The sequence below is a fragment of the Streptomyces sp. NPDC002004 genome, from assembly GCF_053593975.1.
Genome location: NZ_JBSFDP010000048.1, coordinates 23,461 through 34,544 on the forward strand (window position 1 = coordinate 23,461; position 11,084 = coordinate 34,544).

Consider the following 11,084-nt stretch of genomic DNA (forward strand, 5'->3'; position numbering starts at 1 on the left):
GGGCCGGGGTTCCGCTGGACGGCCCCTGGCGCTGCGCGGCCGCGGGGGTGAAGCTGCACCGTGGCGCCGGTGAGGTGCCGGCCGGTCCCCGGGCCCGGCCCCGGGCCCGTGACGTCGTCGGAGAGGCGGAGGCAATGCACGCAGTGGTCTACGAGCGGTTCGGCGAACCGGCCGAGGTGCGGACCGTGCCGGACCCGGCGCCTGCGCCCCACGGCGTGGTGATCCGCGTCGAGGCGACGGGCCTCTGCCGCAGCGACTGGCACGGATGGCGGGGCCACGACCCGGACATCGCGCTCCCGCACGTGCCGGGCCACGAACTCGCCGGCGTCGTCGAGGCGACCGGCGCCCGGGTGACCCGCTGGCGCCCGGGAGCCCGGGTCACCGTCCCGTTCGTGTGCGCCTGCGGTACCTGCGCCGCCTGTGCGGCGGGCGACCAGCAGGTCTGCGAACGCCAGACCCAACCGGGGTTCACGCACTGGGGCTCCTTCGCCGAGTACGTGGCGCTGGACCACGCCGACGTCAATCTCGTCGCCGTGCCGGAGGATCTGGCGTCCGGCACGGCGGCGGCCCTGGGCTGCCGGTTCGCCACGGCGTTCCGCGCGGTCGTCGCCCAGGGCCGGGTGGCCCCGGGGGAGTGGGTCGCGGTCCACGGCTGCGGCGGCGTCGGGCTCTCCGCGGTGATGATCGCTGCGGCGAGCGGCGCGCGCGTGGTGGCCGTCGACGTCGCGCCGCGGGCGCTGGAGCTCGCGCGGACGTTCGGCGCCGTGCACGGTGTGGACGCGGCCGCGGTGGACGACACGGCGGAGGCGGTGCGCGAGCTGACGGGCGGCGGCGCCCATCTGTCGCTGGACGCGCTCGGCTCGCCCGCCACCTGCGCGGCCTCCGTCAACAGCCTCCGCCGCCGGGGCCGCCACGTCCAGGTGGGTCTGCTGCCCACGGACCCGGTCGTCCCGCTGGCCCGTGCCATCGCCCTGGAACTCGAACTCCGCGGCAGCCACGGCATGCCCGCGCACGCCTACCCGGCGATGCTGGGCCTGGTCGGCGCCGGTGTGCTGCGCCCCGAACTGCTGATCACCTCCACGATCCCGCTGGACGCGGCCCCGGCGGCCCTTGCGGCCATGGGCACGGCCCCCGGGGCCGGTGTGACGGTCATTCAGCCGTGACGCCGTCCGCGGTTGCCCGGGCGGGAGGCGACCCAGGCGCGGACGGTGTCCGCGTACCAGTAGGGCTTGCCCCCCTCCACGTGATCGGGCGGTGGCAGCAGGCCGTGCTTGCGATAGGAGCGCACGGTGTCCGGCTGGACGCTGATGTGCGCGGCGATCTCCTTGTACGACCAGAGCCTGCGTTCGGTCATCCGTGGCACCTCCCTGCGCGCGCCGCAGCGGCGGCCGGGGGAGCCGTCTGGGAGCCGGGCGCAACGCTGGCGATCACTCAGCCTGTGCCCGGTCAACGACACAGCGTGACGACAGGGGAGGGGCTGTCGAGGCCATGTGACACGAAGCCCGCGTACCCGAGACATGTGTGACGGACACGGGACGTTTGTGACAGGAGTGATGCAAAGGGCGGGCCGTGTGCGGGGGTTCTGCGCGGTGGGGCTCGAAGTCCCGGAGGGGTCCCGGGCCCGCGGTCCGGCGAGATCCGCAAGCCTCGGCGTGGCCCGAAGGCACCCCCGGGCCCCGCGTCCCGGCGAGATCCGTGAGCTCCCTACGCCCCGCAGGACCGCAGATAGGCCCGGGTCCGGCGGGCGATCGGGAGGGGCTTGTCCGGAGGACAGGGGTACATGTCCTGTTCGACGATGGCGAAGAGGTCCGCGTCGAGCTTCCCGGCCGCGGCCAGCACCGGCTCCAGGGCGGGCACTCCCTTGGGCGGCTCGCACATCACACCGCGCGCCACGGCGGGCCCGAAGGGCACCTGGCCCGCGCGGACTTCGGCGAGCACGGCCGGGTCGACCTGCTTGAGGTGGAGGTAGCCGATGCGCTCGCCGTAGGTCTCGATGAGCTCGACGCTGTCGCCGCCGCAGTAGGCGTAGTGCCCGGTGTCCAGGCACAGCGAGACGAGGCCGGAGTCGGTCGAGTCGAGGAAGCGCGTCACGTTCTCCTCGCTGTCGATGTGCGTGTCGGCGTGCGGATGCACGACGATCCGCAGTCCGTAGCGCTCGCGCACCTCGTGGCCCAGCCGCTCGGTGAGGGTGGTCAGATGGCGCCACTGCTCGGGGGTGAGCGTGCTGTCCTCCAGTACCTTGCCGGTCTTGTCGTCCCGCCAGAAGGAGGGGATGACCACCAGGTGCCGGGCGCCCATGGCCTGGGTGAGCGCGGCGATGCCGGAGACGTGTTCCCAGGTCGCGTCCCAGACGTCGGGCCCGTGGTGCAGGCCGGTGAAGACCGTGCCGGCGGAGACCCTGAGCCCACGGCGGCCCGTCTCCTCGGCCAGCACCGAGGGGTCGGTGGGGAGGTAGCCGTACGGGCCGAGTTCGATCCACTCGTAGCCGGAGTCGGCGACCTCGTCGAGGAAGCGGCGCCAGGGGACCTGCTGGGGATCGTCGGGGAACCACACGCCCCACGAGTCGGGGGCGGAGCCGATCCGGATGCGTGACAGCGTCGTCATGGCGGTCAGCTTCCAGTCCGCCGGAGAAGGGTGTCAAGGACTAGTCCGAATGTAAGGACAAAATGTTGACAGGGCTGCGGTGCCGGGACTAGACCTGAGGGCGGCCGATGCTCCGGCCCGCGGGCCGGGCCCGCGGACCACGGCCGGCAGACGCACCGGCCCGCGGGCCGACGGCCCCGACGAAGGGACGCGCAGGTGACCGATCCGTACGACGTCATCACGATGGGCCGGATCGGGGTGGACCTCTACCCGTTGCAGACGGGCGTGCCGCTGGCGCAGGTCACCACCTTCGGCAAGTTCCTCGGCGGCTCAGCGGCGAACGTCGCGGTGGCCGGGGCCCGGCTCGGCCGCCGTACCGCCGTCGTCACGCGCACCGGCGCGGACGCCTTCGGGGACTATCTCCACCAGGCCCTGCGGGAGTTCGGGGTCGACGACCGCTGGGTGACGCCCGTGCCGGACCTGCCGACCCCCGTCACCTTCTGCGAGGTCTTCCCGCCGGACGACTTCCCGCTCTACTTCTACCGCCGGCCGAAGGCGCCCGACCTGGAGATCCGCACGGACGAACTCGACCTGGCGGCCGTCGACTCGGCCCGCATCTTCTGGATGACCGGCACGGGCCTGAGCGAGGAGCCGAGCCGCACCAGCACCCTCGCGGCCCTGCGGCACCGTGCCGCGTCCGGCACCACCGTCTTCGACCTCGACTGGCGCCCCATGTTCTGGAGCGACCCGGCGGCCGCCCGCCCCTTCTACACCGAGGCGCTTCGCCACAGCACCGTCGCCGTCGGCAATGTCGACGAGGTCGAGGTGGCCACCGGTGAGCGCGACCCGTACGCCGCGGCCCGCGCCCTCCTGGACGCGGGCGTCGAACTGGCCGTCGTGAAACAGGGCCCCAAGGGAGTGCTCGCCGTGCACCGCGACGGCACCACCGCCGAGGTCGCCCCCCTGCCCGTGAACGTGCTCAACGGCCTCGGCGCGGGGGACGCGTTCGGCGGTGCCCTCTGCCACGGTCTGCTGGCCGGCTGGGAGTTGGAGCGGATCATGCGGTACGCCAATGCCGCGGGCGCCATCGTGGCAGCGCGCCTGGAGTGCTCGTCGGCCATGCCGACGCCCGCCGAGGTGGACGCGGCCCTCGCGGCGGGAGAGGTCCGATGAGGGCGGGGAACGTGGCGGGCGCCGGACACCACACCGGCGCCTCCGGGGCAGGACCCGCCGGACCGGCGGCCCCGCTCCGGGGCGTCGTACGGGTCGACGTCGCCGAGCTCGCCCGGACCCGCGCACAGCACCCCGAGGCGGTCGCCGAGGCCGCGGCCCGCCGTGTCCGCCGCCCGCTCCTGCGCCCCGACGGACGTCTGATGATCATCGCGGCGGACCATCCGGCGCGCGGCGCCCTCGCGGTGGGCGACCGCAGGCTCGCCATGGCCGACCGCGCCGACCTGCTCGAACGCCTCTGTCTGGCCCTCGCCCGCCCCGGCGTCGACGGAGTCCTCGCGACCGCCGACGTCCTCGACGACCTGCTGCTCCTGGGCGTCCTGGACAACAAGGTCGTCATCGGCTCGATGAACCGGGGCGGACTCGCGGGCGCCGCGTTCGAGCTGGACGACCGGTTCACCGGGCACCGCCCGCTGGACATCGAGCGCTTCCGGTTCGACGCCGGAAAGCTGCTGCTGCGCATCGACTACGACGACCCGGGCTCGCTGGCGACCCTCGAGAGCACGGCCCGCGCCGTCGACGAGATGGCCGCCCGCCGGCTGCCCGTCTTCGTCGAGCCGTTCCTGTGCCGCCGCGACGCCGGCGGAGCACTGCGCAACGACCTGAGCGCGGAGGCGGTGACCAAGTCGATCGCCATAGCGTCGGGCCTGGCCGGCACCTCCGCGTACACCTGGCTCAAGGTGCCCGTCACCGAACGCCCCGACGACATGGCCCGGGTGATGGCGACCTCCACGCTGCCGGCCGTGCTGCTCGGCGGCGACGTCGGCGAGACCGCCGAAGAGGCGGAGGAGGCGTACGGGAAGTGGCGCGACGCGCTGCGCCTGCCGACCGTGCAGGGCCTGGTCGTGGGCCGTTCGCTGCTCTACCCGGCCGACGGGGACGTGACGCGGGCCGTGGACACCGCCGTGGGCCTGCTGTGATCGGGGCGGCGGCCGGCCGTACCGGTTGCGGCGGACGGCGATGAGGGCGAGCGGAGGCGGTCGTGACGTCGACCGGATCCGGGCAGGACGCCGGCGGACGGCCCGGCGTGACGGACCACGGGAAGGCTGCTGTGACGACGACAGGGGTAGGTCACCGGACATGAGCGACAGCGAGCTTCATGTGCCCGCGGGCAGCGCGGCCGCCGGACCGTACGTCCTCGACATCGACCCGAAGCGGGCCGGATGGACCCACTCGAGCCTGCGCGTCCTCCAGCTGCGCCCCGGAGAAGTGCACTCCTTCGCGACCGGCGACAGCGAGTGGATCGTGCTCCCGCTCTCGGGCGGCGCAACGGTGCACACCGGGGGCCAGGTCATCGAACTGCTGGGCCGTGAGGACGTGTTCGACGGAGTCACCGACTTCGCCTACGTCCCGCGCGACGCCCATGCGCAGATCGCCTCCGGCGCGGGAGGCCGCTTCGCCCTGGCAGGAGCGAAGTGCGAGCGCCGACTCCCCGCCCGCTACGGCCCCGCGCCGGAGGTACCCGTCGAGAGCCGCGGCAGCGGCGTCTGCTCCCGCGAGGTCCGGAACTTCGCCGCGGCCGACGCCTTCGACTGCGACCGGCTGATCGCCGTCGAGGTGATCACGCCCGGCGGCAACTGGTCCTCGTACCCGCCCCACAAGCACGACGAGCACCGGCCCGGCACGGAGAGCGAACTCGAGGAGATCTACTACTTCGAGATCGAGGGCGAGCACGGCTTCGGCTACCAGCGCGTGTTCCCGTCCCGCGAGGGCGGGGCCGATGTGCTCGCCGAGGTGCGCTCGGGCGACGCGGTGCTCGTCCCCGACGGCTGGCACGGCCCGTCCGTCGCGGCGCCCGGCCACACCATGTACTACCTGAACGTGATGGCGGGCCCGGGAGAGGAGCGCGTGTGGCGCATCTGCTTCCACCCGGACCACCTCGAGAGTGCAGAGGGATACCGATGACGACCAGGCTCACCGTCGCACAGGCACTGGTGCGGTTCCTGGCCGCCCAGTTCACGGAGCGGGACGGCGCACGGCAGCGGCTCATCGGCGCGACCTGGGGCATCTTCGGCCACGGGAACGTCGCCGGGATCGGGCAGGCACTCGTCGAGTACGCGGCCGTGCCTCCCGGCGGGACACCCTCCGGGGCTCCCGTCATGCCGTACCACCAGGGCCGCAACGAACAGTCCATGGTGCACGCGGCCGTCGGCTACGCGCGCCAGAGCAACCGGCTCTCCACGCACGCCGTGACCACGTCCGTCGGGCCCGGCGCCACCAACCTCGTCACCGGCGCCGCCCTCGCGACGATCAACCACCTCCCCGTGCTCCTCCTCCCCGGGGACGTCTTCGCGACCCGGCCCGCCGATCCGGTGCTCCAGCAGCTCGAAGTGCCGTACGCGGGCGACGTGTCGGTGAACGACTGCCTGCGGCCTGTCTCCCGGTACTTCGACCGGATCACCCGCCCCGAGGCCCTGATCCCGGCCGCGCTCCAGGCGATGCGGGTGCTCACGGACCCCGTGGAGACCGGCGCCGTGACGCTCGCGCTGCCGCAGGACGTCCAGGCCGAGGCGTACGACTGGCCGGAGGAGTTCTTCGCCGAGCGCACCTGGACCGTCCGCCGCCCCGCCCCCGATCCCCGCGAACTCGACCGGGCCGCAGCCGCCGTCCGTGCGGCCCGGCGCCCGCTGGTCGTCGCCGGCGGCGGCGTCCACCACAGCGCCGCGGAAGGGGCGCTGGAACGGTTCGCCGACGCCACGGGCATCCCCGTCGCCTCCACCCAGGCCGGCAAGGGCTCGCTGAGCTGGGACCATCCGGCGGACGTCGGCGGCATCGGGCACACCGGCACCGCGACGGCCGACGAACTGGCCCGCACCGCCGACCTGGTGATCGGGGTCGGCACCCGCTGGACCGACTTCACGACCGCGTCCCACACCCTCTTCCCCACGACCGCGCGCTTCGTGAACCTCAACGTCGCGCCGTACGACGGCCACAAGATGGCGGGCCTGCCGCTCGTCGCGGACGCCCGCACCGGCCTGGAGGCGCTCACCGACGCGCTGCGCGGCCATCGCGCCGACCCCGCGTACGTCGCCGCGTACACGGACGGCAAGGAGCGCTGGGAGCACCGCGTCGACGCCGCGTTCGAGGCCGCCGCACCCGATGCGCGGCCCACCCAGACGCAGGTGCTCGGGGCGCTCGACGCGCTCGTCACCGGCGACGACGTCCTGATCAACGCGGCCGGCTCGCTCCCCGGCGACCTGCACAAGCTGTGGCGGGCCCGGTCCCGCGACCAGTACCACGTCGAGTACGGCTACTCGTGCATGGGCTACGAGATCCCGGCGGCCATCGGCGTCGCGCTCGCCGCGCCCGGGCGTCCCGTGTGGGCGCTGGTCGGCGACGGGACGTATCTGATGATGCCGACCGAGATCGTCACGGCCGTGCAGGAGAACGTGCCGATCAAGGTGGTCATCCTGCAGAACCACGGATACGCCTCCATCGGAGGCCTCTCCGAGTCGGTCGGCGGCGAGCGCTTCGGCACCGCCTACCGCTTCCCCGGCCCCGACGGCACCCTCACCGGGGCACCGCTTCCGGTCGATCTCGCGGCCAACGCGGCCAGCCTCGGCATGCGGGTGCTCCGCGTCGAGACCGCGCGTGACCTGCGGGAAGCCCTTGCCGACGCGCGTCGCTCGGACGGCCCCACATGTGTCTACGTGGAGACCGAAACGGCAGACACTGTGTCGGGCGCGCCCCAGGCCCAGGCATGGTGGGATGTGCCCGTGGCCGAGACAGCGACCCGACCGTCCGCGGTCAAGGCCCGCGAGGAGTACGACCGGCACGTCACCGCCCGACGCCGCCATCTGTGAGAGTAGGGATCTTGTCATGACGAAGACCGTCAACCACTGGATCGGTGGGAAGACCGTCGAGGGTGCGTCGGGGACGTACGGCCCGGTCACCGACCCCGCGACCGGAGCGGTCACCACGCAGGTCGCCTTCGCGAACGTGGACGAGGTGGACGCCGCCGTCGCGGCCGCCCGGGAGGCGTACGCGACCTGGGGCACCTCCTCGCTGGCGCAGCGCACGACCATCCTCTTCAAGTTCCGGGCGCTGCTCGACGCCAACCGGGACGCGATCGCCGAGCTGATCACCGCCGAGCACGGCAAGGTCCACTCGGACGCGCTCGGCGAGGTAGCCCGCGGCCTGGAGATCGTCGACCTGGCGTGCGGCATCACCGTGCAGCTCAAGGGCGAGCTGTCGACGCAGGTGTCCAACCGGGTCGACGTGGCCGCGATCCGCCAGCCGCTGGGCGTCGTCGCCGGCATCACGCCGTTCAACTTCCCGGCGATGGTGCCGATGTGGATGTTCCCGATCGCCATCGCGTGCGGCAACACCTTCGTGCTGAAGCCGTCCGAGAAGGACCCGTCGGCGTCCATCAAGATCGCCGAGCTGCTGTCCGAGGCCGGGCTGCCGGACGGCGTCTTCAACGTGGTGCACGGTGACAAGGTCGCCGTCGACCGCCTCCTGGAGCACCCGGACGTGGCCGCCGTCTCCTTCGTCGGCTCCACCCCGATCGCCCGCTACATCCACACCACCGCCTCCGCCAACGGCAAGCGGGTCCAGGCCCTCGGCGGCGCCAAGAACCACATGCTGGTGCTGCCGGACGCGGACCTGGACGCCGCCGCCGACGCGGCCGTCTCGGCCGCGTACGGCTCCGCGGGCGAGCGCTGCATGGCGATCTCCGCGGTCGTGGCCGTGGGCTCCATCGGTGACGAGCTCGTGGAGAAGATCCGGGAGCGCGCCGAGAAGATCAAGATCGGCCCGGGCAACGACCCGGCCTCCGAGATGGGCCCGCTGATCACCGCCGCGCACCGCGACAAGGTGGCGTCGTACGTGAAGGGCGCCGCCGACCAGGGCTGCGAGGTCGTGCTCGACGGCACCGGCTACACGGTCGACGGCCACGAGAACGGCCACTGGATCGGTCTGTCCCTGCTCGACCACGTCCCGACCTCCGCGGACGCCTACCAGGACGAGATCTTCGGCCCGGTCCTGTGCGTGCTGCGCGCCGAGTCGTACGACGAGGGCGTGGCCCTCATCAACGCCTCGCGGTTCGGCAACGGCACCGCGATCTTCACCCGCGACGGCGGCGCCGCCCGTCGCTTCCAGATGGAGATCGAGGCCGGCATGGTCGGTGTGAACGTGCCGATCCCGGTGCCGGTGGGCTACCACTCCTTCGGTGGCTGGAAGGACTCGCTCTTCGGCGACCACCACATCTACGGCAACGACGGCACGCACTTCTACACCCGCGGCAAGGTCGTCACCACGCGCTGGCCCGACCCGTCCGAGGCCCCGGCGGGCGTCGACCTCGGCTTCCCGCGCAACCACTGACGGCCGCCCCCGGACGGCCCCCACGCCGCTGAAGGGCGTGCTCGTCCGTCCGGCCGCCCGCCGTCGCCGCTCCGTCCCCTGTGCCCCGGTCTGCTCCCGCAGGCCGGGGCATGGTCATGTCCGTACTCCGGACGGATTCGAAGACGGATTCCCGTGAAATTCGCCGTCGTTGCTGCGGTTCTCGTAGATCGGGGATGAACCCGGCGGTGAAACAATCTGTCCGATTGCTCCTGTGAATCCATGGTCATAGGTCAAGGACGCCTGTTGATTACTCTTCTGTGACGTGAAACACCATGAGAGTGGCGAACGTCACGCGGCGTGTCGGGTGCGGAATCCGTAGGGAAACGACTATTGACGTCCCCCTTACGCGGAAGGTTCCATGGCGCCGCCGGGAGCGGATGGACCCAGTCAGTTGAACTCCGCCGGAGGCGATAGCGCTCCCGCCTCAGCACCTCTGCCGCACGAGTCGATCGGAACCTCATGACCGACACGCTTCGCACCCTCGCCCCGGACCCCGCCGCCGACCTCACCCCGGCGGCGGACTCCGGCAGTCCCCAGAAGCTCAAGCGTTCCATCGGCGTCGTCGGCGGCACCCTGCTGACGCTGTCGTGCGTCACGCCCGCCTCCACGCTCTTCGTCGTCGTGCCGGACCTGTTCTCCAGCCTGGGCACCGCGACCGCGCTCACCATCGCCATCGGCTCGCTGCTCTGTATCGCCGTGGCGTTCTGCTACTCGGAGCTGGGCACGCTCATCCCCAGCGCGGGCGGCGAGTACGCGATGGTCTCCACGCTGGCCGGACGGCTCGCCGGCTGGCTCGTCTTCGTACTCTCCCTGCTCGTCGTACTGATCGTCCCGCCGGTCATCGCCATGGGCACCGCCGACTACCTCGCCCCGATCGTCCACCTCGACCCTTCGATGACGGGCGCCGGAGTGATGCTCGCGGCCACCCTCGCCGGTCTGCTGGACCTGCGCGCCAACGCCTGGATCACCGGCATCTTCCTGGTCCTGGAGGTCGTCGCGGCCGGCGTCGTCGCCGTCCTCGGCTTCACGCACAGCCACCGCGGCGCCGACAGCCTCCTCTCCATGCAGGTGGCCGGCGCCCACGGGCACGCCGACACCGTCACGGGCATGCTGGTCATCTCCGGGCTCGCCATCGCGCTCTTCGTCACGCAGGGCTTCTCCACCGCCGTCTACCTCTCCGAGGAACTGGAGAACCCGCGCCGCAACGTCGCCCGCACCGTCCTCGCCACGCTCGCCATCTCGACCGTGGTCATCCTGGTGCCCGTCGCCGCGATCACCATGGGCGCCGGCGACCTGAAGGCCCTGACCGGCGGCGACATCAGCAGCATGGTCATCGCCTGGAGCAACTCGGCCGTCGGCACCTTCGTCAGCCTCTGCGTCGCCCTCGCGATCATCAACGCGGGCATCGTCATGGTCATCCAGAACTCCCGCGTCCTGTTCGCCTCCGCCCGCGACAAGGCCTGGCCCGAGCCGGTCAACAACGCCCTCGCCAAGCTCGGCCGGTTCGGCTCCCCCTGGGTCGCGACCCTGGTCGTCGGCGTCCCCGGCGCGCTCCTCTGCTTCGTCAACCTGGACACCCTGTACGGCGTCACCGGCGTCTCCGTCACCGGCATGTACCTGCTGGTCGCCGTCGCCGCACTGCTCGCCCGGCGCGGATCGCACCGCACCCGCAAGGCCTGGCGGATGCCGCTGTGGCCCGCGATGCCGGTCGCGCTGATCGCCGTCCTCGCCTACGTCCTCAGCCAGCAGGAGACCGGCTACCTGCTGTGGACCGGCGGCATCACCGCCGTCGCCACCCTCTACTGGGTCTTCTACCTCCGGCCGCGCCGCGACACGCGGTGGCTGGTGTCCATCCCCGAGGACGCACAGGACTGAAGCACCCCGGGGCGGCGGGCTCCCGGCCGCGTACCGCACCTGCGGTACGCGGC

The 11,084-nt window shown here is 72.5% G+C and carries 9 protein-coding genes; 7 read left to right on the plus strand and 2 right to left on the minus strand.

From position 1 onward, the window contains the following. The first annotated feature begins 134 nt into the window (after positions 1–134). Positions 135–1,163, plus strand: a complete 1,029-nt coding sequence (locus ACWCP6_RS34580) for a zinc-dependent alcohol dehydrogenase family protein (protein WP_450936607.1) — start codon at positions 135–137, stop codon at positions 1,161–1,163. Here ACWCP6_RS34580 and ACWCP6_RS34585 read toward each other — a convergent pair. Continuing rightward, positions 1,154–1,354: a helix-turn-helix transcriptional regulator gene (locus ACWCP6_RS34585; RefSeq protein ID WP_450936599.1), complete on the minus strand. Its 201-nt coding sequence runs from the start codon at positions 1,352–1,354 to the stop codon at positions 1,154–1,156. The two genes, ACWCP6_RS34580 and ACWCP6_RS34585, sit on opposite strands and share 10 nt — an antisense overlap. 350 nt (positions 1,355–1,704) lie before the next feature. Next, positions 1,705–2,604: a sugar phosphate isomerase/epimerase family protein gene (locus ACWCP6_RS34590; RefSeq protein ID WP_450936600.1), complete on the minus strand. Its 900-nt coding sequence runs from the start codon at positions 2,602–2,604 to the stop codon at positions 1,705–1,707. Between the two features lie 222 nt (positions 2,605–2,826). Here ACWCP6_RS34590 and iolC point away from each other — a divergent pair, with 222 nt between their 5' ends. From iolC to ACWCP6_RS34620, 6 genes are all read left to right on the plus strand, one after another. Further along, positions 2,827–3,756: a 5-dehydro-2-deoxygluconokinase gene (gene iolC / locus ACWCP6_RS34595; protein ID WP_450936608.1), complete on the plus strand. Its 930-nt coding sequence runs from the start codon at positions 2,827–2,829 to the stop codon at positions 3,754–3,756. Beyond that, complete coding sequence (locus ACWCP6_RS34600; protein ID WP_450936601.1) at positions 3,753–4,733, plus strand: Cgl0159 family (beta/alpha)8-fold protein; 981 nt, start codon at positions 3,753–3,755, stop codon at positions 4,731–4,733. Before iolC ends, ACWCP6_RS34600 begins: the two co-directional genes overlap by 4 nt. Before the next feature lie 160 nt (positions 4,734–4,893). After that, the gene (iolB, locus tag ACWCP6_RS34605) at positions 4,894–5,718 is read left to right on the plus strand and encodes a 5-deoxy-glucuronate isomerase (protein WP_450936602.1); all 825 of its coding nucleotides are present in this window, start codon (positions 4,894–4,896) and stop codon (positions 5,716–5,718) included. After that, positions 5,715–7,616, plus strand: coding sequence for a 3D-(3,5/4)-trihydroxycyclohexane-1,2-dione acylhydrolase (decyclizing) (gene iolD, locus ACWCP6_RS34610; protein WP_450936603.1), 1,902 nt, complete (start codon positions 5,715–5,717; stop codon positions 7,614–7,616). The genes iolB and iolD overlap by 4 nt, the downstream gene beginning before the upstream one ends. A 16-nt stretch (positions 7,617–7,632) precedes the next feature. Further along, complete coding sequence (gene mmsA / locus ACWCP6_RS34615) at positions 7,633–9,135, plus strand: CoA-acylating methylmalonate-semialdehyde dehydrogenase (protein WP_450936604.1); 1,503 nt, start codon at positions 7,633–7,635, stop codon at positions 9,133–9,135. A 480-nt stretch (positions 9,136–9,615) separates the two neighbouring features. Continuing rightward, positions 9,616–11,031 carry an APC family permease gene (locus ACWCP6_RS34620; RefSeq protein ID WP_450936605.1) on the plus strand — a complete coding sequence of 472 codons (1,416 nt, stop codon included), beginning with the start codon at positions 9,616–9,618 and terminating at the stop codon, positions 11,029–11,031. Positions 11,032–11,084: the final 53 nt, after the last annotated feature.

Excerpts from the sequence above, each read along its gene's own strand:
- ACWCP6_RS34600 (WP_450936601.1), top strand. The coding sequence starts at position 3,753 with ATGAGGGCGGGGAACGTGGCGGGCGCCGGACACCACACCGGCGCCTCC.
- ACWCP6_RS34580 (WP_450936607.1), top strand. The coding sequence starts at position 135 with ATGCACGCAGTGGTCTACGAGCGGTTCGGCGAACCGGCCGAGGTGCGG.
- mmsA (WP_450936604.1), top strand. The coding sequence starts at position 7,633 with ATGACGAAGACCGTCAACCACTGGATCGGTGGGAAGACCGTCGAGGGT.
- ACWCP6_RS34590 (WP_450936600.1), bottom strand. The coding sequence starts at position 2,604 with ATGACGACGCTGTCACGCATCCGGATCGGCTCCGCCCCCGACTCGTGG.
- iolB (WP_450936602.1), top strand. The coding sequence starts at position 4,894 with ATGAGCGACAGCGAGCTTCATGTGCCCGCGGGCAGCGCGGCCGCCGGA.
- ACWCP6_RS34620 (WP_450936605.1), top strand. The coding sequence starts at position 9,616 with ATGACCGACACGCTTCGCACCCTCGCCCCGGACCCCGCCGCCGACCTC.
- iolC (WP_450936608.1), top strand. The coding sequence starts at position 2,827 with ATGGGCCGGATCGGGGTGGACCTCTACCCGTTGCAGACGGGCGTGCCG.
- iolD (WP_450936603.1), top strand. The coding sequence starts at position 5,715 with ATGACGACCAGGCTCACCGTCGCACAGGCACTGGTGCGGTTCCTGGCC.
- ACWCP6_RS34585 (WP_450936599.1), bottom strand. The coding sequence starts at position 1,354 with ATGACCGAACGCAGGCTCTGGTCGTACAAGGAGATCGCCGCGCACATC.